Origin of the sequence: Psychrobacter sp. PG1 (assembly GCF_014897815.1) — a bacterium.
In the GTDB taxonomy this organism is placed as follows: domain Bacteria; phylum Pseudomonadota; class Gammaproteobacteria; order Pseudomonadales; family Moraxellaceae; genus Psychrobacter.
Window position 1 is genome coordinate 57,347 of the sequence record NZ_JABUZG010000055.1, and the last position, 26,990, is coordinate 84,336.

Consider the following 26,990-nt stretch of genomic DNA (forward strand, 5'->3'; position numbering starts at 1 on the left):
AAAAATCTAGTCTTTGGTCGCCATCGTAATCGTATAGGTTTTGCCTTGCTTTATTTTGTCGCTATTGCCAAACACTTCGGTAAACGAGCGCTTCACAAACTGACGTAGGCCATTGATTGTCACCACATAAAAACGCCCACCTTTACGCATACGGGCATAGGCATCGAGGAAATATAAATAGTGCTGTTCTTTACCTACTTTGGCTGGCAAGTTTGACATTACCAAGCTAAAGTCTTTGTCTTTTGCCACGTGATTGAAGCCATTTGATAAATGCACATCGACATTTTTTAGACCGTTTTTTTCACAATTCAGGCGTGCATATTCTACCGCCATAAAATCTTTATCAATCAAAGTATGCTGACCGTTCGGACATTCACGCGCCGCCGTCATACCGAGCACGCCATAACCACAGCCCAAATCGATCGAATCATCATCCGCTTCAAAATCAATATAATCAAGCAGCATCAAGCTACCATCATCGAGCTTTTGCGGTGAAAAAATACCCCAAGTGGTCGAAAAATCAAATGGCTTACCCAGTACGTCTTGGCGAAAGTTAATATCTTCACGCCAATGTTGGGCATTTTTTAGTAGGTCAGCAGGTGGTCTATGGCTCATGAGATTCTCGGATAATAGATAGGTAGGGAATAATAATTGATGATGGGTATTGTAACGAGAAAAGGGTAGGTTTGCAGCATGCTATCAATGAATTAGTTATCAAATATGCAATTAATGTTGTTTATCCATTACAAGCAAAATTAATTTGATTTATACTTGTCAGCCAATTATTGTTTAATTAATTTTTTAGACTGCTTATATAAACGAGAATAAATAATAGACATGAATAAGTTATCCAAGAATTTACTTTTAATGTTAGAAACTTGGTATTTCACAATATTAAAGATGGTTCTGATAGCTTTATATAGTGTCGTAGTTTCTGCTTACAGTAATGATGGGCTCGAAAAAAGTATTAGAAAAGCTGGATGGATTGGTAATTGGCTTATGGTTAATCCTCTCTTAGTCATAGGAAGTGCTGCTGTACTAGCTATAATATATCAAGGTGCATATAAATTTTTAGTGAAAATTTCAATGTCTGTAAAGAATAAAGATGATGTTGCTACTCAATTAGTAGTCGCTTTGGATATTCCGGTGAACAAAAAAAGGGAAAGGTTTGCTAAAGAGGTCAATAATTTTGTGCGTTTAAATGACAGCAAGACTAAGACTAAACATAGAATTTTTAAAGCAATTACTAAGCCTGAAGAGCAAAGTATATTGATATTAGACTCCTTAGCTTCTTTTCTCAAAACTACTTATAGTGATGTCGACTTTAAAGTTGGACTAATGTCTATTAAGAATAACAAGATTGATGATTGGAAGTATTTTCTGCCTATAACTAAACCGCCTCAAACTTCGTTAGAAGTTCTTGGAAGTAAAGAAAGTACTATTTCCAGATGTCTCGAAAGTAAGCAGACCGAGATCGTCTCTGATATAAAGAAGGAAATAAAAAAGCAAAGAAATGGCTTGACGGACGATATTAGGTACGTCAAAGGTAATACTTCTGAAAAAGAACATGGTTCACAGATATGTTATCCAATAATAAGTGTAACAACTAAAAAGATAATATATGTTATAACTATATCAGCTTCTAAGAAAAATTTTTTTAATGAAAATGAACTTCATACTTATAAATGGATTTTAGAGAGGTTTGCTACAAGAATTGCTCTAGAACACTCACTCGAATGCCTTTTGTATAATAGACTATAGAAGATAGGGGAATTATATGGATAACTCTCATACAACATATAGAGGTAGATTAAGCAGAGTAAATGAAGATACAGATATGGCAACCTTACTAGCTTATGAGGAAGCGAAGCTTGAGAGCTTTAAAAGAGAACTGAGAATAGCACAACAATCTATTGAAGTGATGAACCTGAAAAAAAGAGCTTTTAGAAAAAGGCTTAGTTTACAGGAAATCTTCAATCACCCTCTCGGATGATGCTCCGCATGCAATTTCTGCAATCTTGCCGTCGCCACATGGGTATAGATCTGTGTGGTTGATAAATCGCTATGTCCAAGTAATAACTGCACGCTACGCAAGTCCGCGCCATGATTCAGTAGATGCGTGGCAAAAGCGTGACGCAGGGTATGCGGTGATAGCTCTTTATCGATACTGGCGACTTTGGCGTACTTTTTAAGCAAATACCAAAAGTTCTGCCGCGTCATGTAGCCACCTTGCGCCGTTAAAAATACCGCTTGGCAGTTTCCTGATTTCAAATGTGCAATCAAATCACCACGAGCATGCGTTAGATAGTCTTCTAGCGCATCATTGGCATATTCGCCGAGTGGCACCAGTCGGGTTTTATTACCTTTCCCCGTTATTTGTAGCCAGCCAGCGTTTAGATTCACTTGCTCTAATGACAGATTAATCAACTCGCTCACACGCAGCCCGCAGGCGTATAGCACCTCTAGCATGGCTTTATCACGGAGTCCGAGAGCAGTGCTGGTATCAGGCGCAGCAAGGAGATTATCGACATCTGCTTCTGCTAAGTCTTTGGGGAGTGGACGTCCGAGCTTGGGGCTTTTGATACGCTCGCAAGGATTGTCTTCACGCAGATTACTGGTGATCATCCAAAGATAAAACTGGCGCAAGCTTGAGAGCATGCGTGCTTGGGTACGTGGGGTTTTATTGTCTTGTGTAAGGGTTGAGAGACAGTGCAGCACGTCATCAGGCTGCCAGCGTGTCAGCGCGATAGGATTGGTCAGCTCGCATGAGCGCAGGTCGCGCACATAAGCATTACGTGTACGGGTTGCAAGCCCACGTGCCAGCATGGCTTGACGAAACTCAGTGATATAACTGGGTTCGTCATCTACTGCCAGCGCCTTAGGTTGGCGCTGTTGCACGGCACGATCACGGCTCATAACTCAGTACTCGATGGTTGAATGTTAGATAAGCGTTAAGCACCATAATGAAGTGATTTCTGCACTGCGCGCGACATGTAGAGGGTCAGTATCATCTTGGCTGCGACCATGCTTAGGTTGGGTGTCCAGACGATATTTTACCGCCAATCCAGCATCGGCAAACAAGCGTAATAACTCATCACGGGTGCGTAGCTGTAAATGCTCAGCTAAGTCCGACATTATCAACCAGAGCTCTCCTTGCTCAGCTAAGTGCTGTTTGGCACCTTGCAAAACCCCACGAAGCATCGCGCTCTTGGCATCATAGACGGCGTATTCAAGAGACGAGCTTGGTTTAGCAGGTACCCAAGGCGGATTACAGACAATCAGATTGGCTAGTGGTGCATCAGTCGGATACAAATCGGCTTGCTGTAACTGCACGTTAGTGAATTCTAATCGCGTAAAATTTTCGTTGGCACAGGCCAAAGCACGTGGATTCAAATCCGTTGCTATCACTTGCGGAACACCGCGCTGCGCTAAGATAATAGCCAGCAATCCCGTTCCGGTACCGATATCATAGGCGACATCATGGCTCGCTGGTAGCGGTGCATCGAGCAACAGCTGCACATACTCATGACGGGTTGGTGCAAAGACACCATAATGCGGGAAAATTGATAACCCTAAGCTTTCTATTGGGACGCCTTTTTCGCGCCATTGTGCTGCGCCAAGTGCCCCTTGCAGGTCACGGAACGACAGCAGGCAAGACTCATCCACCGACTTATCTAACTGGCCAAAAGCGGCCATGCAGGCTGCACTCAGATCGGGGGCGCGACGTAGCTTGCTGACATAATCTGTATCAAGCTCTAGTAGCAAACGGCTCAATATACGTGAACGCTGGGCTTGCAGTTGGCGCTGCTGATGAAATAGATTGGGAATACCTTTAATATTTACTGCGTTAGGTTTATTCGTCGCTTTCTTGATTTTACGCAGCTCAGAGCGTTCATTCGTACGATCTATGCGACGACCGAGCGCTTGTAGCAACTGGCGTGCATTATGAAAGTCACCGCGCCACAGCAGTGATGTGCCTTCGCAAGCTAAGCGGTAAGCGTCATCTGCGGTCGTTGTATCATCGACCAATACAATGCGCGCAGGTGGCATATGATTGCTTTCAGACAACCAAAGAGCATTACGTAGAGTTTCGTTTTCTTGCCATTGTACATACTGCTTTTCTGTTTGTAACACGTAATAGCCTACCTTTCGTGAATGATATATCTCGTACAAAGCAAAGATATTTTTATATTATGTATGGTGCTGTCATTAGTTTTCTGCGGTAACTTGAGTGCATTTAAGCACCTTTTTTCTTTACCAAATAACGATAGAGCGTGGCGCTGATAGGCGCATCATCATCGCCAGCGACCATTATTTCATCGGGATCGACGTTTAGATTTACATTTTCAGCCAGCGTTTCTTGCTGCACAAGCTCATGCCCCAAATGACGGCAGAAATTAGGAATGTCACGAGTGGTGGCTGGGTCGGTGGCGAGTATTTCAATTACCTCGCCAGCATCAGCGTTACGGATGGTTCGATGCAGCATCATGACTGGCTCAGGGCAAATCAGCCCTTGAGTATCTAAATGATGATTGATCGTCGTTTGCGTGGTAGAAGTGCTCATAATAGTCATTTAAATCGATAAGGTTAAAGTTTTTTGCGCTTCATTCGTTAGGATGTTTTTATCAGTGTGTTTTACACTTCTTCAGTGATTTCAGGGTCTTTTTCTGCTTCTAGAAAATTAAAAAAGCGCTTGAAGCTCACTTTAAATAAAAATGCCACACCAAGCCAACAAGATAAGCCTAACCAGGCAGTATCAGCGAATAATAAGCCACCAACCAATATGATGGTCGATACGCCAATGCTCATGGCAATCATCGACGCTTGGTTTAAGCGATAACGATAAATCACTAGCGCATCATAAATAGTAATAGGAATCGTAAGCGCAACCAAGGCATAGGGCAAGTTATAGAAAAGTTGATAAAGCAGTTGATTGTCATGAAAGGCTTTGATACTGGCAATGGTGCCAAAGACCATAAAGGCGAGAATAGCGGCATAAATGAGATAAATCGCTATTTGATTCGCTCGCTGTGCGCCTTTGATACGGGCGATAGCAAGCGGTGCAAAACCATGTTGCGATTTGTTTTGCGGGGAGTGGTCTGAGACAGTGGTCATAATAATCAGGCATTTATCCGTGTAGAGTGACGATATGTCAGAATTGGCGGTATTTTAACAGCAGGTTTGTCGCTGATTTAATCGGCTTTGATAGCATCGATGGCGATACTGCTACTGGGGTCAGCGAAATAAGTCGACATCAGAATACAGGCAGAGATATCATCAATCGGATCGCGCTCATGCTTAATCCAACCATTCTCCCAAGCGATCTCACGTGCTTCGACTGAAGTCAGGCGCTCATCACAAAGGCTCACGACCACTGGCAGATGCTGTTCCATGACCCGATGCGCTAAGCGGCGAGCGAATTTGTGCGCACGTTTGGAGAGCATGGAGCTACTACCATCCATATTAAGCGGCAACCCAACCACCACTTTTGCCACTCCCCAGACTTTGATAATACCTAGTAGGTTATCCCAGTCTGGCTGACCGTTGTTCATCGCCAAGATGTCAAAGGCACGCGCGGTCCCAGTAATTGTATTACCTAGCGCCATCCCCATCTTTTTGACCCCATAATCGAGCGCTAAGATAAGATGTGGTTTAATAGCTGGTTCCGCCACAGTAGTGTCAGCAGTTTCGATTTTAGTGCTCGTATCAGACTCTACCATCATTATGCGCGTTTCCTATTTCTGTTGGGCATGATTCACTTGGCTTAATGGCTTTAATTTAAATGCGGCTTTGATTTAAATAGATAATTTAGTAACCATAGCCAATCGTTAAGCATGACCGATATCGCTACTAAGGTAGTCAAAGTTGACGCCAATCTTATCAGCGGCGATTTGCCAGCGTTCTTCGAATGGTGTATCAAACAATAAATTCAGATCAGCAGGGCAGACGAGCCAATCACCGTTATTTAGCTCTTGGTCTAGCTGTTTTTTACCCCAGCTGGCATGACCCAAGCACAGTTGATAGTGACCAACGCCTTGACCTGCCGCAATACGCTTAAGGATATCTTGACTGGTGGTAATACAGACGTTTTCTGAAATCGCAAAAGACGATGCCCATTCTGGTTGACCCGTATGCAGCACAAACCCAACCTCTGGATACATCGGGCCACCATCTAACGCCACATCTTCCATCACTTGCGCATCCGTCACTTCAATGTCTAAATCTTCTAGCAGTTTGCCCACGCGTGCCTGCTCTAATGGACGATTGACCATCAGACCAAGGGCACCGTGTTTATCATGACGACAGATATAAATCAGCGCCTGCTCAAACCGTGGGTCTGATAGCTCGGGTGCCGCGATTAAGAAATGATGGGTCAAATTGGCTTTAGACATAGAGACAAACGCAACCTAATATTAAAGGTAAAATAACAGAGATAACACACCACTATATGGCGATACTGAGGTGAAAATCAACCAAAGCAAATATTTAGCAGTTATGAGACACAGTGATTCACAACTGTTTATGAATGACAAAGCCTTTATTTAACATCAGTCAATAAACTACGTGCATGGTCACGGGTGACGTCAGTAATGATTACACCGCCAGACATGCGTGCCAGCTCGTCGACTTGCGCGCTATCAGTCAGTATTAATAGCTCGCTTTCGGTCTGCTCGTCATGATGTTTTTGTACCAAGATATGCTGATGTGCTTGCGCCGCGACTTGTGCTTGGTGGGTGATGGCCAGTAGCTGCTGCGTCTGCCCAAGCGCACGCAGTAGCTCACCGACCACTTGCGCCGTGCCACCACTGATACCGACATCGACTTCATCAAATACTAGCATGGGTTTGGCGGCGTTGTTATCGGCATTGGTTGCTTGCAACACTTGCATCACCAGTGCCATTCGTGACAGCTCACCGCCTGAGGCAATCTTATGTAGCGGCTGCATCGGCATACCGACGTTGGCGCTAAATAACAAATCAATATCATAGCAACCTTGCGCACTATATTGACTGATATCGGCTTTCTTGGTAAAGACAAACTCGCAGCGGGCGTTGGGTAGCGCGAGCGGTTGTAATTGTTTAATTAATTGTTTGCTGACAGTCGGCGCTGCTTTTGAGCGCTCTTTATTTAACTGAGTGGCCAGTGCTAGATAGTCTTGCCATGCCTGTTCAATTTGTGTGGCCATCGCATCGCTGCTTGGCTCATTTTCTAACTGTTCTAATTGCGCTTCCCAGCCCTTTGCTTCATCGATTAAGTCGCTCGCTGGCAAGTTGTGTTTGCGCGATAAGCGATGTCCTAAGCTAATAAGACTGTCTAATGTCTGCAAACGCTCAGGATCAGGCAGCTGTTGCTCAGCATAATCCGACAGTAAGCCTGTTACCTCAGTGATTTGTTGCTGTGCTAAATGCAGCTGCTCTGAGGCTTGCTCAAAGGTTTGACTGACGCTCATTTGGTTATCACAAAGCTTAATCGCTTGCCCGAGCAAGGTCATGACATCTGGCTCATCCGTGTCATTATCGAGCAGATGCAAGCCATGACTGGCCTCGATCATTAAAGCTTCGATATTAGACAGCTCTTCGTGCTCTGCTTCAACTTCTGCATAATCAACCGCCAATAACGGCGCAATGTCAGCAAGTTGGCTTTGCAATAGTTGCATACGGTCTTGGCGCTGTGCCTCACGGCTCGCGATATCATCAGCACGGCGTTTAAGTTGCTGATAAGCTTGATAACTGCTGGTCGTTTGTGCAGCAAGTGGGGTAATTTGCGCCATCTCATCAAGCCATTGCACCACAAACTGCGGCTTGAGGAGCGCTTGCTGAGCATGTTGACTATGGATATTGACCAGCAATGACCCTAAGCTTTTGAGTTCCGCCAAGCTGACAGGTGTGCCATTTAACCACGCTTTTGAGCGTCCGCTATTGCTGAGCTGACGACGAATTAGGACTTCAGGCTCTTCTAGAGCTCGCTCATTTTTAGCAAACCACTCAGCGATGACACCGTTATTTTCTACATCAAACTGAGCATAGATATCTGCATGCGCTGCGCCATGTCTGACCATCGCCATGTCTGCGCGCTCACCGACACATAAAGAGAGCGCATCAAGCAATAATGACTTGCCAGCACCGGTCTCACCAGTGATGACATTGAAGCCTTCGGCCACACTCAGCTCATGCTGAGCGATCAACGCAAACTGATGTAAAGTTAATGATACTAGCATCAACGCCTCTCATGACAGACAATAGACTTCATATAAATCTCAAGAAGCCATAGATAAAGTAGGGTAGATAAGGGAATGAAATTATTCATTTAACCGTGTTAATAAGATAAATATTATAGGCAAATAGTATGATGTTAAACGCGCTTAAATACAAACTTTCAGGCACTGGATAATAGAATTTATTATTGGAAGATTACCATAAAACTATCAAAAACTGGCAATGAGTCATCATCATAATATTCACAATATCAATCATTAAGATGACTAAGCCTGTCAAAGTGATGGCGGTAGAGTAAGAATGGTTGCGAATCAAATGTATAAAAAAATCCCCATTATAGTGATCAGGTGCTGACTCAAAAAAAGATGAGTAAGTACATTTAAGCTTAGCATCAAACAGCATTTTCCTAGTCGCTTTAACAAACTTTATAGATATAATGTGGTAGCATAATCTCACATAATGATAAACTCTTCTGATTAGATTAGTGCAGTGTAATACATGATAACGAGTCATAATTTTGTAAAATGATAGGCGTATAGTTGGAAGAGTATGCCACTCGGTCATTATTCTCAAGCGTTTTCATAGCACCTGTGGCTACCTTTAGCGCACAGATATCTAGTATAGAAGGATATGGTACGTAGTACAGAGATGTCTGTTAACGACGCAACTCTGACGGTACTCTAACCAGTTACTTATTTTTTAGTTTCGTAATGATTATTTGATAAGGAAGCCACTATGACAGCGGCGCAATTTACTAATGTAACAGTCAATGCTCAAGCGACGGTATCTTATGATGGTCGTTGCTCAAGCCACACTATTATGTTCGAAGATGGTCGACATAAAACACTGGGCGTTATCTTGCCTTGTGATAATTTGGTTGAGCATTATCATTTTAGCACCAATACCTCCGAGCGTATCGAGATCACGGGCGGTGAGTGTGAGGTCAAAATTAATGGTGACGAAGAATTCAGCTATTACCGTGCTGGTCAATCATTCGTGGTTGAAGGCAATAGTGGCTTTAACTTGCGGACAGAAGAAATAGTTCAATATATTTGTCACTTAGAAGGGTAAGTCTGCTCAAGCTGTTATTAAGTGCTTGATGACACCAAAAAGCCTTTTGTTCAAAAAAAAGAAAAGCCTTATCGGATTGGTAAGGTTTTTCTTTTTCTGCTGATATTATTTATATGCAGATATCCATTTGTTGATACAATTACCGTCATCTCTTTTTATCGCCTAGTTTTTATCACATAGCGCGATACCCACTTTATAATCAATAGGCCTATTATGGCAAAACCCGTTTATTTCTATGGTATTCACGCGATTGATGCCTTGCTCGAACATCGTCCGCTTGATGGACTTAGTTTGTTTGTACAACAAGGTCGTGAAACCGACAGCCATGTACAAGCCATCATGGCGCAGGCAGAAGCCAATGGTATTAGCATTCAACCCACGCAAAAAGACAAACTCACGCAATTGTGTGGTAGCCCGCAACACCAAGGCGTGGTGCTAAATGCGCGTCCTTTAGGCTTTGCTGATGAAGGCTTGCTTGATACCATCATTGGCCGTGAACAGTGTTTGTTATTAGTATTGGATCAAATCACTGATGCCCATAACTTTGGTGCTTGCTTGCGTACCGCAGTGGCGATGGGTGTGGATGCCGTGGTTTGTCCGAAACACCATGCGGCAAGTCTGACGCCAACAGTGGCTAAAGTATCGGTCGGTGCAGCAGAGATGATGCCGATTGTTAGTGTCACCAATCTGGCACGTACGCTCACGCAAATCAAAAATGCTGGGGTATTTGTCTTTGGTACAGCGCTTAATGCGGATGCCAAACCAATACATGCCGCTGATCTGACTGGCAAAACAGCCATTATCATGGGTTCAGAAGGTGAGGGGATGCGTCGCCTAACCATGGAGAGCTGTGATGAGCTGGTGTATATTCCGATGTCAGGAAATGAGCATGGCAACCTTCAAAGTCTAAATGTGAGTGTTGCCACTGGTATGGCGCTGTATGAGGTCAATCGACAGCGTACTTTAGCTGCTGGGCAAGCTTAAGATACTCTTGGTGTAATGGCTCTAGTTGCACATACAGAGCCGCAAGATCACTTTCGTTGAGCACCACATCATCTGCATGACGATTACGCTCTTCGCGGCTCAGCTGATTCACCATGATGGCTTTGATTTTCTGTATGCTTTGTTCGTCGCGCTGACTGGCACGCGCTATCTGCGTATCTTCAGCGGCGTCCATCACTAAGATACGTTGGCATAAATTAGCAAGCCCTGCTTCTGCTGCTTCAATAAGTAAAGGCGCTGACAGTATCACATAAGGCGAAGTACTGGTTGCCAACTGCGCTTTTGCTGCTTCGCGTATCGCTGGATGAGTGATTGCTTCTAACTCAATCAATGCCTCAGGATGTGAAAAGACGTGCGTTCTTACTGCCACTCGATCCATTGATCCATCGCCATTCAATACCCAGTCACCAAATTTTTTCTGGATTTTGTGCAGAGTGGCGCTGCCTTTAGCAACGATTTCATGGGCAATCACATCCGCATCGATAATATCAATGCCTTGCTCAGAAAACCAAGCACTCGCAGCGGACTTACCACTACCGATACCACCAGTTAAGCCAAGTACTAACGTTTTGCTTTTCTTTTGCGGGGTCTGAGGCTTATGAGAATAAGGTGAAGATGCTTGTTTTGACATAATAATGACTTATCTGCTCGATATAATGATAGTGATGGTTATAAGCTAAGAAAGTATTTTGTTGTCCATTTTAAGATTTGGTGTCTGCTTGAAAAGGAGCGACCAAAATACATCTAGTAAGTATACATGCCGAGATACCAGTTGACGATATCTGAGCCATATAATAAAGCAACAATACCGGCGATAGCGATATAAGGACCAAAGGCAAACGGCTTGCTTTCACCCTGTTTCTTCATCAAAACAATCCCAACGATTGAGCCTAATAGAGAAGACAATAAAATAATCAATGGCAACATCATGGGTCCAAGCCAAGCACCCAATACCGCCAATAATTTGAAATCTCCCTGCCCCATACCATGTTTTTTAGTGATTAGATAAAATATTTTAACCACTATCCACAATGACAAAAATCCTAGCAATAAGCCCCAAATTGACTGAGTTGGTGAGACAAACCAGCCTTGTGAATTCACCGCTAACCCTAAACCCGCTAATGGGAAAGTTAAGCGATCAGGCAATAATTGCGTATCAAAATCAATACCGGTTAATGCAACCAGTGTCCATACCAAAATCAGTGCTGACAAGCCAGCTGCAGTTACGCCAAACTGATAAATGACTAATACTGACAGTAGGGCTGTTGATAGCTCAACCAGTGGATAACGCAGTCCAATCGCAGCTTTACAGTCTGAGCAACGGCCACGTAGTATTAACCAGCTGATTAACGGTATGTTTTCATACCATTTTATTTTGTGGGCGCAATGAGGGCAGCGTGACGCCGGTCGACTCAAAGTAATCGGCTGGTCAGCTGCTACGATATTTGTTAGGGGCAGAGTGTGTTCGCGAGGCATGTCTGCTTGTTCTGACATAAACTGGCTGCACTCTTGTCGCCAACTATAAACCATCATCAGCGGAATACGGTGAATCACCACATTTAAAAAACTGCCAACGCAAAGACCTAATAGGCCGAATATGCCTAAAGCGATAGGCATATTATCTTGTAATAACTCTATAAATTGCATGAACAAGCTGTCCTTTAGTTAGCTTTTAGCCTACTACTGCGCCCATCTGGAAAATCGGTAAATACATGGCAATCACCAAGCCACCGATTAATACGCCTAAGACTGCCATAATCAAAGGTTCCATCAAGCTGGTCAATCCATCAACAGCGTTATCTACTTCATTTTCATAGTAGACGGCAACTTTGTCTAACATCTCTTCCAAACTACCAGATTCTTCACCAATGCCAACCATTTGAATGGCTAAGCTTGGGAAAAGGTTGGTCGAGCGTATTGAAAACTGTAATTGTTGACCAGTAGAAACATCATTTTTGATTTGCTGAGTGGCATTATAAAATACAACATTATTAGTGGCACCAGCTGTAGAGTCGAGGGCATCAATAAGTGGTACGCCCGCAGCAAAGGTCGTCGATAGTGTACGAGCAAAACGAGCAATAATAGCTTGATAGGCAATATTGCCAAATATTGGTGCTTTTAAAACCGCACGGTCTAAGAAGTCACGGAATTTCTTAGAGCGTTTTTTCGTCTCTGAAAAGCCAATGATAGTACCGCCGATAATGATAATTAAAATAAACCACCACGCCTGCATCCACTCAGACATATTGACAACCATTTGGGTAAAAGCAGGCAGCTCTGCACCAAAAGATTCAAATAAACCAGAAAATACAGGTACTACTTTAATCAGCAGGATGATAGTCACAATAATAGCAACAACGATAACCGCGATAGGGTACTTCATTGCTTTCTTAATTTTGGCTTTAAGCAACTCACTTTTTTCTTTATAGGTAGCAACGCGTTCAAGCATGGTTTCCAGTGCACCTGACTGCTCACCAGAATCGATGAGTGAACAAAACAGATCGTCAAAATAACGTGGGTGCTTGCGTAATGCTGAAGCAAAAGTCCCACCCGCTTCAATGTCCGATTTTATTTGTAATACCAAGTCTTTCATACTTGGATTATCAAGTGAGTCAGCAACAATCTCAAAGGATTGGGTCAATGGCACGCCCGCTTTCATCATGGTCGCCATTTGCCGAGAAAAAATAGCAATATCAATAGGTTTGATGGATTTCTTGAAAGTGTAAAGCGGCTTCGGTTTTTTCTTAATACCTTTGACACTGATACCTTGTTTGCGTAAAGTCGCTTTTGCCAACTCTAAACTACGGCTGGTAGTCTCCCCTTTTACTTTTTGTCCGCGTCGATTCACCCCATCATAGACAAAGTCTAACAGCATGTCGGTCTTCGCTTTTGCCATGTTACTACCCTCAAAATATTGTCTAATATAGATATTGCAAAGATGTACAACGATGCCTGACTCATTACATAAAAAAGGCATACTTTATTTTAACGTAGAAAACCAGTATAACTCTGTTTTATATTTAAGTATATCTGGTAGAGATTATTGCTGATTTATAAAAGTCCGTACAATTAACGCACATCATCTCAGTCCTCATATAAATAATGGCATTACTCATATAAGGACAGTTTTAAATTTCCAAATACCTTTTTATCAGTGCATTACTAAAAGCTGTTTTTTCGACAATTCAAGATTAAAAAGTAGTTGGTTTAGTCACTTCAAACGTTCCTCTTTAGTGATCAGCAGTGTCTATTTTTTTGTGCGTATGCAACATGCGTATAGCCATTATTCTTACTCAGAAGTAACGCGCATCATTTCTTGAATACTGGTTACGCCTTGTAAAACTTTTAAAATCCCAGAGCGACGCAGGTCTCGGAAGCCATTTTTAAGTGCAGCGTCTTTGATATCTATCGCGTTACCGTCTTCCATAATGATGCGTGAGATATCAGGGCTGACCTTCATGACTTCGTAGATACCGACTCGTCCTTTATAACCTTCACGGCATTCATTACAGCCTACTGGCTCGTGAATGATGTTGTCTGGATTGTCCAAATCGGCGTCTGTAAAGCCGAGCTCAAGCAGACTTTGCTTAGGGATGTTAATAGGTTTTTTGCAGTTTTTACACAAACGTCGTGCTAGGCGCTGGGCAATGACCAAGTTCACTGAAGTCGCGATATTAAAGGAGGCCACACCCATGTTACGCAGCCGCGTCAGTGTTTCAGGTGCTGAGTTGGTATGTAGGGTTGAGAGCACCATGTGCCCTGTTTGTGCTGCTTTAATTGCAATTTCAGCAGTTTCAAGGTCACGAATCTCACCGACCATGACAATATCAGGATCTTGGCGTAAAAAAGATTTGAGGGCATTTGCGAAAGTTAGACCCACTTTTGGATTGACGTTGACTTGATTGATCCCCTCCAAGTTAATCTCCACTGGATCCTCGGCAGTGGATATATTGGTCGCGCCAGTATTTAAAATATTAATACCAGTATAAAGCGACACGGTCTTACCAGAACCAGTTGGTCCCGTGATAAGCAACATTCCTTGTGGTTTATGCAGTGCCTCTAAAAACATATCTTTCTGATCAGGTTCATAGCCGAGCGCTTCAATACCCAACATCGCTGAAGAAGGATCCAAAATACGAAGTACAAGTTTTTCGCCAAATAGGGTAGGCAGACAGCTTACTCGAAAGTCGATGGCTTTATCTTTAGATATCTTGAGCTTGATACGTCCATCTTGTGGCACACGGCGCTCTGAAATATCCATCTGCGACATGACTTTTAAACGGGCTGCAATTTTCCCAGCCAGTTGTACAGGTGGATTGGCCATTTTTTGCATCACCCCATCGACACGAAAGCGAACGCGATAGGTTTTTTCATAGGGCTCAAAGTGCAAGTCAGAGGCACCCATACGAATGGCATCAACCAGCATTTTATTAACAAATTTTACAACGGGTGCTTCCTCGACGCTATCACTAAGTTTGGTCTCGCCTTCCTCTTCTTCACCTTCATCAAAGCCAACATTTAAATCGCTATCAGAGAAGCTATCAAAATTTTGCATAGCATCAGCGTACAGACTCTCAATACGCTTTTTTAACTTATCTTCTTCGACGACAATAGTTTCAATAGACAGCCGTGAATTAAAAGCAATAGCGTCAATTGCATCCACACGAGTTGGATCACTTAATGCGACGAATAAACGCTGTCCTCGTTTGAATAGTGGCAACGCATTAAATTTACGAATGATTTTTTCATCTACTAAGTCTTTTGGAATGACATCAACATCTAAAGCATCAAGATCGAAAAGAGGATCGCCAAACGCTTGTGACAATATCTGCGCAAGATGATAAGCATCTGCTAATTTATTGTCGACTAGGTAGGGCACTAGTCCTACTTGTTGCTGTTGCGATTCGGTCTGCGCGATTTTCATATTCGCTTCGCTGACGATACCTTCGCTGATTAGCTGGTGCGCTAAACCACCATATTTGCTCGTGGTGATAGACATTACGACTTCTCCTTAATACCCAATATGCTATATATTTGTCTGAAATCCATATACTTCTGAGAGCCACTTACTATTATAATTTTTAACAGATACCTGCTATAAGTCATTGTTAGCCTTTAGGCCATCATGAATAACAGTCAATGCAGAGATGCTCTTATAAGAGATTTAGCAGAGAAAGCGTTTTAATAGTGTAGGTTATCAGTAGCTTGGTCGTTAGATTATTGATAATGTTCTGTTATATATAGACACAATACTATAAAACATTACTTTAGTTTAAAGATTTTATATGGACGATTGAGTGTTTGACCCAAAAAATCATAGCTTGAGACAATGTCTAGAGCATATCCTCAATTTAATAGACTATCCTCTAAATAAGTTGAAAATGGTTGGATTTTGCCAAACATCGTCGAGTAGCCTATCAATATCTCGATAATATTTGCGCTACTTTCATTGTTTGATGCCAATTTATCTCATTTTTATCATCATTTTTTAGAGTGAGGATACGCCCTAGTAAATATTCGCACTGACTGTCTGTTTTTCTGCTGGCGGCAGCATACTATAGCACTTGAGAATTATTTGTTATACTGGCGCGCATATTAGCCAAATTGGCAAGAATAGATGAAACAAGGTAGATGAGTATGCAAGCTTGGGTAATTGGTAATTGGAAACAAAATCCAGCAACGAGTCACGACGTCGATTTATTGTTGAATAATTTGTTGACTACGATTGATGCTAAAGAGCAAGCCAACACAGAACGGTCAAGTAGTCGCTGTCAGTTGATGGTGGCACCAAGCTGTATTCATCTGGCAGCTGTCAGTGCGCGTTTAGCTGGTAGTTCGATATTGAGTGCAGCGCAAGACGTCAGTGCGCATAGTGCTAGCGTTGGCGCTTATACGGGTGATTGCTCAGCACAGCAAATAGCAGACGCTGGGGCAACTTGGACGATACTGGGTCATTCTGAGCGTCGCCAGTATCATAGCGAGTCTCACGATACGTTATTGCAGAAAGTGACTCACGCACTCACCCAAGGTTTGGGCGTGGTATTTTGTATTGGTGAAACTCAGGCTCAATATGATGATAAGCAAACCCTTGACGTAATTGACACTCAGTTATCAGTAATAAAAGAAGTAATTACTACTCAACCAGATCTCATATCATCACTATCTGATCGACTGATCATTGCTTATGAGCCAGTGTGGGCGATTGGTACTGGCAAAGTCCCAACCGTGAGCGAAGTCAGTCAAACGCATCAGCATATCAAGCAAACCATCACAGGCTTTGCAGAATCACTAAAGGTAATGAGTGTGTTATATGGTGGTAGTGTCAATGCGGACAATGCTGATAGCTTTGCCGCAGATCCTATGATTGATGGGGCATTGGTTGGCGGCGCATCATTAAAGGTAGAGAGTTTTTTGGCAATTGCCAATGCCTTTAGTCGAGCTAAAGACTAGTTAATAGAGATGAAACGTGCATTTCATGGCAGTCTCGATTATAAAATGTCTTTATCAGTTGGTAAAAGTAGGTTTAACAGTGCCCTTGCAATCGTGTACAATGCGCCTTATTTATATAATCGATTTGGCAGCATTACCCGTCAATTGCTATTCCTATTAACCGTAAGATTTATTTTCCGTTATCAGTCGTCATTACGCGGCAAAAGAGGCCACCATGTTTACGTTTATATTAGCCCTGCATATTATCGTGGCGATTGCCATGATCGGCTTGATTTTGATACAGCATGGTAAAGGGGCAGACGCTGGAGCTTCTTTTGGCGCTGGCTCGTCAGGTACGGTTTTTGGTGCGGCAGGAACAGCGAACTTTTTAACGCGTGCGACAGCAGTCTTAACAGTGATATTTTTTATCACCAGTATGACCCTAGCCGTTCACGCGCGCAAACAGGCTGAAGATCAGTTCCGTTTAGATGCACCTGTGTCAGCACCACAAACGCCGCGTCCATTGACACAGAATCCTCAATAACTGTATTTTAAAGACACTTACCTTTAATAGTTGTCTTTAGTCATTGCCTTTTAATTGAGGCAGCTCTTGCTATTTTGAGGCGTTAGATTTACAATGCTTTTCTGTTTTAGCAGTCTGATTCTATCGATGCCTACCTTAAGCATCTATTATGATAGATTAGATAGTAATAGTAGAGCAGTGAAAAATGCGATTGTGGTGGAATGGTAGACACGCCATCTTGAGGGGGTGGTGGCGCAAGCTGTGGGGGTTCAAGTCCCCCCAATCGCACCAAGTTTTTAAAGTTGTAACGTATTAAGTGCGGCGTTAGTAATATAGGTAAGAAATTTAGTTTAATTTATTTAAAATAAAGATTGACACTTATATAAAACCCCCCTATAATACGCACCATAGATTGATGCGGGGTGGAGCAGTCTGGTAGCTCGTCGGGCTCATAACCCGAAGGTCGTTGGTTCAAATCCAGCCCCCGCTACCACTTTTTATACTGATGTTTTGTACACTAAATTTGTCAGTAACGATTAGCCCACCATTATGTTTGTGGGTTTTTTTGTATCTGACGGTCAGTGGTATCGCGGTATCTATCCTACTTATGCTAAGCTCTAGTTCTATAGAGTGCGATATTATTCGCTATTGGTTGTCACCTGCCGCTATCGGCGCGCTGCTTCTTAAGCACACTATCCTTTATTTCTCACTCCTTTATCGATAGTACTGCTTTGTGAATAATAAAAGCATTGTCTGGCTGAGCTTGATGTTTTTTGTGCTCATCCCCATATAAGCGCATATCATATAAAATAATATGTTTGTGATTCAAGATAATATAATGACTGTGTCTCTTACTAATAAATAAATTCCATGAGTGAGCGACAATTACGCGGTTTACTAAGTACGATAGATACGTGAATAGGAAAAGATAAATAGATTATGAAGCTTTCAACCAAAGTTACAGAACTGACTAATATTATTGCTCCTGCCGTCGCGGCTTGCGATGTGGCATTATGGGGTATCGAGTTTGCACCGCAAGGCAATCGCTCTTTATTACGCATCTATATTGAGGCATTGCCAGAAGAGCAGGCCCAAAATAAACAAGTAACCATTGAAAACTGTGCAGCAGTGAACCATCAAGTGAGCGGTATTCTTGAGGTTCATGATCCGATTGCTGGTGAGTTTATCTTAGAAGTCTCTTCACCAGGTTTTGACCGTGCATTCTTTTCAGATGAGCAGATGCATGCCTATGTTGGTCAAACCGTCAGCTTGCGTTTAATACAAGCGATTGGTGAAGGTGATCAAAAACGTCGCAAAGCGACAGGTACTTTAGATAGTATCGATACAAATGTCTTAAATCTGACATCAAGCGATGGTCAGCAGTTTGAGATTGCGCTGAGTAATATTGATAAAGCCAATTTGATTTATGAAGATGCCTAAGCTTTTGTACAGCTTGGTTTGATTTGAAAACTTGAAGTAACAAATCATCCATCAGCATTTTAATATCCAAACAGCTTATATAGCTTACGGTGAAAATATAATAGCAATACATAAATTATAAAATTTAAGTCAATTAAAAATGATAGGACAGGTATAGCATGAGTCGTGAAATCTTAACGGTAGTAGAAACTGTCAGTAATGAAAAGGGCTTAAATCCTGAAGATATCTTTGAAGCGATAGAAGATGCTTTGGTGGTATCGACTAAGAAAAAAGTATACACCGAACAGCCAGAAGTAGCGGTACGGGTTGCTATCGACCGTACAACGGGCGATTATGATACTTATCGTTACTGGACAGTGGTTGCAGATGAAGACCATGAAATGCCTGCTTGTCAGCTAGCCATCAGCGATCTTGATCCAGAAGAATGGTCAATCGGCGATGTCAAAGAAGAACAGATTGAATCGATTGAGTTTGGTCGTATTGCTGCGACTCAAGCCAAACAAGTCATCATCCAAAAGATTCGTGAAGCTGAGCGTAATTTAGTAGCAGATGCTTTTGAGCCGCGTGTTGGCGAGATGATGTATGGCGAAGTCAAGAAGCAGACTCGTGATGGCTATATCATTGATCTAGGTGACAATGCCGAAGGCTATTTGTCACGTGATCAGATGCTGCCGCGTGAGCAATTACGTGCAAAATCACGTATCAATGCTATCTTGTATCATGTAAACCGTGAAAACCGCGGCGCTCAGTTGCTACTGTCTCGTACTCATCCTGAAATGCTTTCAGCATTGATGCAAAAAGAAGTGCCTGAAATTGCCGAACAAATTATTGAAATCCGCAACGTCGCGCGCTTGCCGGGTACTCGTGCTAAAATAGCTGTGAAAACCAACGATCATCGTATCGATCCAGTTGGTGCTTGTATTGGTATGCGTGGTACACGTATCCAAGCCGTACAGCAGGAGCTTGATGGCGAACGCATTGATGTGGTGGTATGGTCAGATGATCCAGCACAGTTCATTATCAGTGCTTTAGAGCCAGCTGACGTCAGTAGCATCATCTTGGATGAAGATACGCAGACAGCTGATATTATCTTTAGCACCAATGATCAGTTGGCACGTGCGATCGGTTCACAAGGTCAAAACGTACGTTTAGCGTCTGAGCTAACGGGCTATAAGCTTAATATGATGCTAGAAGAAGAATATCAGCAGCGTCAACAAAACGAATCGAAAGCTTTTATCGAATTATTTTATGAACGTTTAGAAGTGGATAAAGACTTAGCGCAAGCACTTGTCGATATTGGTTTTACCAGTATTGAAGAAGTGGCTTACGTACCAGTTGAAACCTTTTATGATATCGAAGGTCTAGACGATGAAGCGATTGAGATGATTCAAGAGCGTGCAAAAGAAGTGGTCATCGCTGATGAGCTGGTCAAACAACAGAACATGAAAGAGCCAAGTCAAGAGCTACAAGAGCTTGAAGGTATGACAGTCAATTGGGCCTATAAAATGGCACAAAAAGACATTATTACCGTTGATGATTTGGCAGAACAAGCAGTCTTCGATCTCGAAGATATCGAAGGTTTAGACTCTGAAACCGCAGGAAAACTCATCATGAAAGCTCGGGAATCTTGGTTCAATGAATAAGCGGTAACTGCATATCGCTGTCTTTTAGTGATATGCTATCGATAATAAAGTGCTGGTATGAACGCAGTACCAATACCAGCCTTACCCCAATCATTTGTAGCCAACAACTGAATTGAACATATAGCAAATAATAGACAGTAGGTGATAATAAATGGCAGATAAGACCGTCAAAGAACTGGCAGATATGGTAGGCAAAACCGCAAGTGCTGTACAACAGCAATTGGTAGATGCTGGACTGCCTGCTCGTGCAGAAGGTGACCTAGTCACTGAGCTTGAGCAAGAGAAGTTGGTGACGTATTTAAAGCAAAGTCATGGTCAGCAAGAAAAGCGTCGTATTAGTCTTAAGTCTAAGACAACTAGCACTGCGCGCGTGACCGGCTCTTCAGGTAAATCTAAGAGCGTCAATGTGGAAGTGCGTAAAAAGAAAGTATTTGAAAAGCCTGATCCAGAAAAAATGGCTGAAGAGTTGGCTGCGCGTGAACAAGCGATGATTGAGTCGCAAGAACGTGCTGCTAAAGATGCTGAAGAGCGTGCTGCTACCAAGAAAAAATCTGAAGAACGTCAAGCTGCAACCTTGGCTGCAATGCGTGCAAGCTTAGGCTCTAGCAAAAAGTCAGATGATAAAAACGACGATATCTCAACCTCAGTGGTTGTGAAAAAAGGTGGCAAAACCACTGTCGAAGTCAAACCTAAAGACCAACCGAAGAAAAAAGTTGCAGCGACGAAACCGAAAGTTGAAACGGCAATTGAGCGTAAAGCGCGCGAAATGCGTGAGAAAGAAGAAGCTCGTTTACGTGAAATCGAAACAGAAACACGCCGCGCTCAAGCTGAAGAAGCACAGAAACGTACGCTTGAACAAATGCGTAAAATGGCTGGAAAATATACAGATCAGCCTGCTTCTGAAGTTCGTAAAGACGAGCCACTAGCTGAAGGTTTGGTTGGTGATGCCTTAGAAGAATCGTTTGAAAAAGAACGTCGTGAAATCAAGCGTGGCACCAGTAGTACTAGTGCTCGTGGACGTGGTCGTCGTAAGAATCAAGATGAGCGTGAGATCAAAAACCGTAAAAACGGTTTGCGTTCAACGCAAGCATCACAGCATAAGTTCGAAAAACCTGTTGAAAAAATTGTTTACGATGTTGAGATTAGCGAACAAATTACAGTCGCAGATCTTGCTCAACGTATGGCAGTTAAAGCGCGCGAAGTCACCAAATTGCTTATGAAAATGGGTGAGATGGCTCGTGAGTCAGATACGATTGATCAAGCGACAGCAAGTTTGCTCGTTGAAGAGATGGGTCACAATCCAGTACTGGTTAGTGATACTAAGGTTGAAGACGATCTACAAGACGCCGTTGATGAGCGTAGCAGTAACGTTCAAACTCGTCCGCCAGTAGTCACGATCATGGGTCACGTCGATCACGGTAAGACATCATTACTTGATAAAATTCGTGAAACAAAAGTGGCAACTGGTGAAGCAGGTGGTATTACTCAGCATATCGGTGCTTATCACGTTAAAACCGATCGCGGTGTGATTACCTTCCTTGATACTCCAGGTCACGCGGCCTTTAGTGCTATGCGTTCACGCGGTGCACAGGCGACTGATATTGTTGTGTTAGTTGTTGCCGCTGATGATGGTATGATGCCGCAAACAGCAGAAGCTATTGATCATGCTCGTGCTGCTGGTACGCCAATTATCGTTGCAATTAATAAAATGGATAAGCCAAGCGCTGATCCAGATCGCGTCCTTAATGAATTGACCGCTAAAGAAGTTGTTTCAGAAGAGTGGGGCGGCGATACCCCAATGGCTCGTATCTCAGCTAAAACCGGTGATGGTATTGATGAGCTGTTAGAACTTATCAGCCTACAAGCTGAACTAATGGAGCTAGAAGCACCGTTAGATGGCGCTGCTCAAGGTGTGGTCATTGAATCAAGACTTGAAAAAGGGCGCGGTCCAGTTGTTAGCGTCTTAGTTAAAAAAGGCACATTAAAGCAAGGCGACTTGGTCTTGGCAGGCGAGCATTATGGTAAAGTTCGTGCGATGACTGATGAACATGGTAAGCGTATTCAATCAGCGGGTCCTTCTATCCCTGTAGAAATTTTAGGCCTACCTGAAACGCCAGCAGCTGGCAGCGAGTTCTTAGTCTTAACCGACGAGAAAAAAGCTCGCGAAGTGGCAGAGTTTAGAAGCAACCGTGAGCGTGAGCGTCAACTTGAACGTCAGAATGCCATGCGTTTAGAAAGCATGTTTGATCAGATGGAACAAGGCGATGTGTCATTCTTGAATATAGTATTGAAAACCGATGTTCGTGGTTCGCTTGAAGCACTCCTTTCTGCATTGAATGAGCTATCAACTGATGAAGTTAAAGTCAGAGTAATCAGCTCAGGCGTCGGTCCTATTTCTGAATCTGATGTGACACTTGCAGAATCTAGCGAAGCGGTATTGTTAGGTTTCAACGTTCGTGCTGATGCGACCGCACGTCGCAAAGCAGATGCCGCCAACATGGATATCCGTTATTACAGCGTTATCTATGGTTTGATTGATGATGTCAAAGCAGCTATGAGTGGTATGCTTGCGCCAGAACATCGTGAGAAAATCCTTGGTGTTGCAGACGTTCGTGAAGTATTCCGTTCTAGTAAGTTCGGTGCTGCTGCTGGTTGTATGGTGGTTGAAGGTACAATTTATCGCAACAAACCGATCCGCGTATTGCGTGATGACCAAGTTATCTTTACTGGTCAATTGCAATCATTGCGTCGCTATAAAGAAGACGTTAATGAAGTACGTACTGGCATGGAATGCGGTATGGCTGTTCGTGGTTATGATGTCGAAGCTGGCGATAAGATCGAAGTCTTTGAAATCCAAGAGTTTGCACGTACTATCTAACGTTACAGTTCGATAGCAGGATATCTAATTATGCAATATGCTTAATCAGCTGAGCAGATTAGTATCTTCTTAATATCTAGCTGTACTTAGGCCTAACAGGTACATCCTGCTAGGCCTTTTTTACCAACTATTAGTCCTAAAATTTGTTAATAAGCCAATATATCAATCAGTGAAAATAAGCCATATTAAAGTAAGGTAACAATATGAACCAACGTCTACAACGCTTAGCCGACCAAATTCAGCGTGAGCTTGCTGTTCTCATTCGTGATGCAGTCAATGACCCTCGTTTGACTGGTTTTGTCACTATTTCTAGTGTCAAGGTTAGTCCTGACTTAGGATATGCTGATGTCTATGTCACCATCATGGAGCCTGAGCTTAACGATTCCATGAATAAGACCAATCATGAAGAGAGTATCAAAGTACTTAATAAAGCGGCGGGCTTTTTGCGCACCGAATTAAGCCACAGCCTCAAAACACGTACCACACCACGCTTGCGTTTTCATTATGACGAAGTGACTGCTCGTGGTAATTACATGATGGATTTAATCAGTAAAGCAGTTATTAAGACTGAAGAAAATGAGTCTGACGAGCAAGAAAACGAAGAGTAGAAGGGTAAAAGTCGTTATGTCTATCGCATCTACGCAAGCGGATAAAAAGTCTAGTAATCACCCTAACAAGATTAAAGTCTCGGGTGTTATTTTAGTCGACAAGCCTCAAGGTATGACCTCTCAGCAAGTCGTATCGAAGGTGAAGTATCTTTTTAAGTCGCCAAATCATGACAGTAAAAAAGCGGGGCACACAGGGACACTTGATCCAATGGCAACCGGTCTATTGCCGATTTGTATGGGTGAAGCGACGAAATTTAGCCATTATCAGCTAGATGCGGACAAATCCTATCAAGCAACTATTTTACTTGGCGGTCAAACTGATACGGGTGATGCCGATGGACAAATCACTGCTGAGGCACCCATTCCAAAATTTGATGATGTACTTTTAGACAAAGTCGCCCAGCAGTTTTTAGGTACTCAGCAGCAGATACCGCCAATGTATTCTGCACTAAAAAAAGATGGCAAAAAACTCTATGAGTATGCTCGTGCGGGAATTGAAGTAGAACGAGCGCCTAGAGATATTGTAATCAAGGCCATTGATTTAAAAGCGCTTGATCATGAGAAAATTCAATTGACAGTGACCTGTACTAAAGGGACTTATGTGCGTGTACTCGGTGAAGACATCGCCAAAGCGATGGGTACATTAGGGCATTTGACTGCATTACGCCGTACGCAGGTTGGTGATTTTAAAATCAATGATGTGATTACTTTGTCAGACTTGGAAGTATTAGCGTTTGATAACAGGCAAGAGCAATTGATGCCGGTAGATGCTTGCATTAATATAGAAGCTGAGATGGTGTTGACGGTTGAGCAGTGTGAGCGTATACACATGGGTCAACGTTTGAATGTATTTGAGCAACTGACAGACAGTCTGCGCGACTATATTTCAACTAGTATCAGTCATCAGTCGTCTGTGTCAGAAAACAATGATACCCAACTAGATAGTGATATGGTTAGTAGTGACGATGACCAACAACCCTTGATCCATGAGATTCCAGCTGATATTCGTTTGATAAATCAGCAAGGTCATTTTCTTGGATTGGGTGCCGTAAGTCTCAACGGTAGATTGCAGCCTAAAAAATTAATCCAGCGTTAATGTTACGGTTCTTATATAACCCTCGTTTAAACACGATTTAGCTTACTAATAGTTTACACTAATCACATATCCTCACATTTTATTGCAGGTTTCACCTATGGTGGAACCTGTTTTTTTTGTACTTTAGATCTACCGGATAGGAAGTCTGGATAGAAAAATAAATCGAACTAAGACTCTAAGAATAAGAACATAAAAAAATAATAAGATAAAAAGTCATATATCAAAAATAAAAACTAGGTTCGAAAGAGAATATTTAATAGGAACAAGATGGGTCAGAGGAAGACTATATAGCCAATAATAACAACGACTCATAAAAATAAAGTATGAATAATAAAACAACTAAAAGAAAATCACTCATAATGAAAAAAGGAATATCATGAAAACCGTTGCTTTTTTACTGCATAATAACTTCGAGCAAGCAGAATACGAAGAGGTTAATAATCAACTCAAAGATAAAGGTTACAAGACACTTCTTATAACCACAAATAAAGAAAAAGAAGTGCAAGCCATGCAGCAAGATGTAGACAAAGGCGACACCTTTATTGCTGATATTTTTGCAAAAGACGCAAGCATTTCTGATTATGATGCGTTGGTGCTACCAGGTGGTACTGTCAATGCGGATACGATTCGTGGCAATGAAGAGGCTCATAGTATTATCAATGCTATCAATGATGCAGGCAAGCCATTAGCTGTCATTTGCCATGCTCCTTGGGCACTTATCAATACAGGTATTGCCAAAGGTAAAACGCTCACTGCTTATCATACGCTGCAGATAGATTTAGAAAACGCTGGTGCAAAATTTGTAGATCAAACAGTACAGGTAGACGGTAATTTGATTACCTCACGTAATCCAGATGATATCAGCAATTTCGTTGATGCTATTGATAAGGCATTATCTTAATTTTTCTACCCATTTACTGAATAATTAATTATTTATATTTCTTAAACGTTCACAACCGTAACTGAGGAAAATATTATGTCAAATTCTAATCCAAACGATACCAAGCTTGAGCAACAACGTTCTGAGTCAGCAACTGCAGCGCTTAAAGGCCAAACTGAGAACAATCATACTGAAGATAGTGAAGCCGCAGCAGAGCGTATTGCGGACAACCTAGGAAATGCTAAAGAAGACAAGTAGAGTATGTAAAGTGTCATCCATAATAGGGTGACACTGATATATTGGCTTATCACCTCAATATCACTGATGACATTTGCATTTCAATGTAAAAAGTATAAAACAGCTACTTCAAAAAATAATAATTCAGGAGCTAATATGAGTAATTCATTGAATAATATGGATGAGCAAGAAAAAGAGATTGAAAGGCTTGCAGAAGACATCAATCCTAGCGAGCATGCTACTCCTGATAGTTTAGCAGAAGTTACCACAGCTGCACCGCTTGAAGATGATGAACTAGGCGGTAACGCGACGGAAGATGACGTTAAGAAATAAGCAAATTTTATTGCCTATTGACGGATGATTTAACTATAAAAAATAAATCTGACTTTACAAGTATTATGAAAAACTGCTGCTAGTTCAGCAGTTTTTTGTTATAATCACCGTCACATTTATATTAGGTTGAGATAAGACATCGTGCTTCATAGGCTGTCCAAAACGGATAGTTATATTAAGTGCTCTCTCATCGCAACTTATCCTAAATGGTCGTTATGACTAATTAGCTTGTCGTACACTAGGTCAACTCTAGTAATGCAGGGTTGTCCTGAATGACGTGCAGGCTATTTTATTTACTATTCTACTGCTTTAGATCTTACTCAAATTCGAGAATGTCTTAAAGCTTTTAGCATTGCCGGAGATATTTATGCTAACTAATACCGATCGCGAACAAATCATTGCTCAATACCAACGTGGCGAAAATGACACTGGTTCTCCAGAAGTTCAAGTAGCTCTATTGAGTGCTCGTATCAACGATTTGCAGAACCACTTTAAAGCACACAAAGCTGATCATCATAGCCGTCGCGGTCTTATCCGTATGGTTAACACGCGTCGTAAATTGCTTGATTACCTAAAAGGTAAAGATCTTGGTCGTTACACCACGCTTATCAGCCAGTTAGGTCTACGTCGTTAA

The 26,990-nt window shown here is 42.3% G+C and carries 27 protein-coding genes and 2 tRNA genes; 17 read left to right on the forward strand and 12 right to left on the reverse strand.

The window, feature by feature from the left end; all coding sequences use genetic code 11:
• Positions 1-6: 6 nt before the first annotated feature.
• Complete coding sequence (locus INT03_RS07115) at positions 7-615, reverse strand: class I SAM-dependent methyltransferase (RefSeq protein WP_193008396.1); 609 nt, start codon at positions 613-615, stop codon at positions 7-9.
• A 222-nt stretch (positions 616-837) separates the two neighbouring features.
• Between INT03_RS07115 and INT03_RS07120 the strand changes: the two genes are divergently transcribed.
• Together INT03_RS07120 and INT03_RS07125 are read left to right on the forward strand one after the other, a co-directional pair.
• The gene (locus INT03_RS07120) at positions 838-1,761 is read left to right on the forward strand and encodes a hypothetical protein (protein WP_193008397.1); all 924 of its coding nucleotides are present in this window, start codon (positions 838-840) and stop codon (positions 1,759-1,761) included.
• A 16-nt stretch (positions 1,762-1,777) separates the two neighbouring features.
• Positions 1,778-1,993, forward strand: a complete 216-nt coding sequence (locus INT03_RS07125; protein WP_193008398.1) for a hypothetical protein — start codon at positions 1,778-1,780, stop codon at positions 1,991-1,993.
• Here INT03_RS07125 and xerD read toward each other — a convergent pair.
• The 7 genes from xerD to recN all read right to left on the reverse strand — a co-directional run bounded on the left by xerD (position 1,978) and on the right by recN (position 8,218).
• Positions 1,978-2,916: a site-specific tyrosine recombinase XerD gene (xerD, locus tag INT03_RS07130; protein WP_193008399.1), complete on the reverse strand. Its 939-nt coding sequence runs from the start codon at positions 2,914-2,916 to the stop codon at positions 1,978-1,980. The genes INT03_RS07125 and xerD overlap by 16 nt on opposite strands.
• A gap of 24 nt (positions 2,917-2,940) precedes the next feature.
• Positions 2,941-4,134, reverse strand: a complete 1,194-nt coding sequence (locus INT03_RS07135) for a methyltransferase (RefSeq protein WP_193008400.1) — start codon at positions 4,132-4,134, stop codon at positions 2,941-2,943.
• Positions 4,135-4,237: 103 nt separating this feature from the next.
• Complete coding sequence (tusA, locus tag INT03_RS07140) at positions 4,238-4,564, reverse strand: sulfurtransferase TusA (RefSeq protein ID WP_193008401.1); 327 nt, start codon at positions 4,562-4,564, stop codon at positions 4,238-4,240.
• 71 nt (positions 4,565-4,635) lie between these two features.
• A complete protein-coding gene (locus INT03_RS07145; protein ID WP_193008402.1) occupies positions 4,636-5,115 on the reverse strand; it encodes a hypothetical protein in 480 nt (159 codons plus the stop codon).
• Between the two features lie 77 nt (positions 5,116-5,192).
• Positions 5,193-5,723: a Holliday junction resolvase RuvX gene (gene ruvX, locus INT03_RS07150; RefSeq protein ID WP_404816361.1), complete on the reverse strand. Its 531-nt coding sequence runs from the start codon at positions 5,721-5,723 to the stop codon at positions 5,193-5,195.
• A gap of 105 nt (positions 5,724-5,828) precedes the next feature.
• Positions 5,829-6,392, reverse strand: a complete 564-nt coding sequence (locus tag INT03_RS07155; protein ID WP_193008403.1) for a YqgE/AlgH family protein — start codon at positions 6,390-6,392, stop codon at positions 5,829-5,831.
• Between the two features lie 146 nt (positions 6,393-6,538).
• Positions 6,539-8,218, reverse strand: coding sequence for a DNA repair protein RecN (gene recN / locus INT03_RS07160; protein WP_193008404.1), 1,680 nt, complete (start codon positions 8,216-8,218; stop codon positions 6,539-6,541).
• 733 nt (positions 8,219-8,951) lie between these two features.
• Between recN and INT03_RS07165 the strand changes: the two genes are divergently transcribed.
• Together INT03_RS07165 and rlmB are read left to right on the forward strand one after the other, a co-directional pair.
• Entirely contained in the window at positions 8,952-9,287 is a 336-nt protein-coding gene (locus INT03_RS07165; protein ID WP_045443006.1) for a pyrimidine/purine nucleoside phosphorylase, read from the forward strand.
• A gap of 213 nt (positions 9,288-9,500) precedes the next feature.
• Positions 9,501-10,271, forward strand: a complete 771-nt coding sequence (gene rlmB, locus INT03_RS07170; protein ID WP_193008405.1) for a 23S rRNA (guanosine(2251)-2'-O)-methyltransferase RlmB — start codon at positions 9,501-9,503, stop codon at positions 10,269-10,271.
• Here rlmB and coaE read toward each other — a convergent pair.
• From coaE to pilB, 4 genes are all read right to left on the reverse strand, one after another.
• A complete protein-coding gene (gene coaE / locus INT03_RS07175) occupies positions 10,234-10,920 on the reverse strand; it encodes a dephospho-CoA kinase (RefSeq protein ID WP_193008406.1) in 687 nt (228 codons plus the stop codon). The two genes, rlmB and coaE, sit on opposite strands and share 38 nt — an antisense overlap.
• A gap of 113 nt (positions 10,921-11,033) precedes the next feature.
• Positions 11,034-11,936: a prepilin peptidase gene (locus INT03_RS07180; protein WP_193008407.1), complete on the reverse strand. Its 903-nt coding sequence runs from the start codon at positions 11,934-11,936 to the stop codon at positions 11,034-11,036.
• Between the two features lie 25 nt (positions 11,937-11,961).
• Complete coding sequence (locus INT03_RS07185) at positions 11,962-13,185, reverse strand: type II secretion system F family protein (RefSeq protein WP_045443014.1); 1,224 nt, start codon at positions 13,183-13,185, stop codon at positions 11,962-11,964.
• 393 nt (positions 13,186-13,578) lie between these two features.
• A complete protein-coding gene (gene pilB, locus INT03_RS07190) occupies positions 13,579-15,288 on the reverse strand; it encodes a type IV-A pilus assembly ATPase PilB (protein WP_193008408.1) in 1,710 nt (569 codons plus the stop codon).
• Between the two features lie 638 nt (positions 15,289-15,926).
• Here pilB and tpiA point away from each other — a divergent pair.
• From tpiA to rpsO, 13 genes are all read left to right on the forward strand, one after another.
• Positions 15,927-16,739 (forward strand): triose-phosphate isomerase, encoded by an 813-nt coding sequence (tpiA, locus tag INT03_RS07195; RefSeq protein WP_193008409.1) that lies wholly within the window; start codon positions 15,927-15,929, stop codon positions 16,737-16,739.
• 214 nt (positions 16,740-16,953) lie between these two features.
• Entirely contained in the window at positions 16,954-17,262 is a 309-nt protein-coding gene (secG, locus tag INT03_RS07200) for a preprotein translocase subunit SecG (RefSeq protein WP_025652589.1), read from the forward strand.
• Positions 17,263-17,448: 186 nt separating this feature from the next.
• Positions 17,449-17,532: transfer RNA gene (locus INT03_RS07205), tRNA-Leu, on the forward strand.
• A gap of 125 nt (positions 17,533-17,657) precedes the next feature.
• Positions 17,658-17,734 (forward strand) — tRNA-Met (locus INT03_RS07210).
• 446 nt (positions 17,735-18,180) lie between these two features.
• Positions 18,181-18,681, forward strand: a complete 501-nt coding sequence (gene rimP / locus INT03_RS07215; protein WP_193008410.1) for a ribosome maturation factor RimP — start codon at positions 18,181-18,183, stop codon at positions 18,679-18,681.
• 158 nt (positions 18,682-18,839) lie between these two features.
• Positions 18,840-20,324: a transcription termination factor NusA gene (nusA, locus tag INT03_RS07220; protein WP_055123697.1), complete on the forward strand. Its 1,485-nt coding sequence runs from the start codon at positions 18,840-18,842 to the stop codon at positions 20,322-20,324.
• A 151-nt stretch (positions 20,325-20,475) separates the two neighbouring features.
• Positions 20,476-23,202, forward strand: a complete 2,727-nt coding sequence (gene infB, locus INT03_RS07225) for a translation initiation factor IF-2 (RefSeq protein ID WP_193008411.1) — start codon at positions 20,476-20,478, stop codon at positions 23,200-23,202.
• A 203-nt stretch (positions 23,203-23,405) separates the two neighbouring features.
• Complete coding sequence (locus tag INT03_RS07230) at positions 23,406-23,810, forward strand: ribosome-binding factor A (RefSeq protein ID WP_045443024.1); 405 nt, start codon at positions 23,406-23,408, stop codon at positions 23,808-23,810.
• A gap of 16 nt (positions 23,811-23,826) precedes the next feature.
• Entirely contained in the window at positions 23,827-24,906 is a 1,080-nt protein-coding gene (gene truB / locus INT03_RS07235) for a tRNA pseudouridine(55) synthase TruB (protein WP_193008412.1), read from the forward strand.
• A 376-nt stretch (positions 24,907-25,282) separates the two neighbouring features.
• Positions 25,283-25,807 (forward strand): type 1 glutamine amidotransferase domain-containing protein, encoded by a 525-nt coding sequence (locus INT03_RS07240; protein WP_193008413.1) that lies wholly within the window; start codon positions 25,283-25,285, stop codon positions 25,805-25,807.
• Positions 25,808-25,882: 75 nt separating this feature from the next.
• The gene (locus tag INT03_RS07245; protein ID WP_193008414.1) at positions 25,883-26,044 is read left to right on the forward strand and encodes a hypothetical protein; all 162 of its coding nucleotides are present in this window, start codon (positions 25,883-25,885) and stop codon (positions 26,042-26,044) included.
• Between the two features lie 135 nt (positions 26,045-26,179).
• Complete coding sequence (locus INT03_RS07250; RefSeq protein WP_170108275.1) at positions 26,180-26,356, forward strand: hypothetical protein; 177 nt, start codon at positions 26,180-26,182, stop codon at positions 26,354-26,356.
• A gap of 367 nt (positions 26,357-26,723) precedes the next feature.
• A complete protein-coding gene (rpsO, locus tag INT03_RS07255; protein WP_045443035.1) occupies positions 26,724-26,990 on the forward strand; it encodes a 30S ribosomal protein S15 in 267 nt (88 codons plus the stop codon).